At 50.4% G+C, this 250-nt stretch carries 1 pseudogene; it reads right to left on the bottom strand.

Annotation, left to right across the window (positions count from 1 at the left end):
• Positions 1-155 (bottom strand): annotated as a pseudogene (locus R0J88_RS22190) (inosine/guanosine kinase); the annotation flags it as partial.
• Between the last annotated feature and the right edge of the window lie 95 nt (positions 156-250).

The following is a 250-nucleotide window of genomic DNA, read 5'->3' as shown; positions in this document are numbered from 1 at the left end:
TCATCCACTTTCGCTTCAATATCGACCAGCGTTTGATCGATACCCACTACCCAGGCGGCGCTGGTTTCGTTTTCTGGCTGGAACTGCTGAAGCAGCGGATCGCGTGCATTTACAGGGAAGTAATGTTTGGATTTACGTTTACCGGGAAATTTCATGGTTGTTTTTACGGGTGGTTAACTGAGCGGCGAATGTTAACACAATCTGACGGGAGCGCGCGAGACGCAGCCAGTTTCAATATCAGCAGGCGGGA

Origin of the sequence: Pseudoalteromonas sp. SIMBA_162 (assembly GCF_046535955.1) — a bacterium.
Classification (GTDB): Bacteria; Pseudomonadota; Gammaproteobacteria; order Enterobacterales; family Alteromonadaceae; genus Pseudoalteromonas; species Pseudoalteromonas marina.
This window is presented reverse-complemented; position numbering and strand designations above follow the sequence as displayed.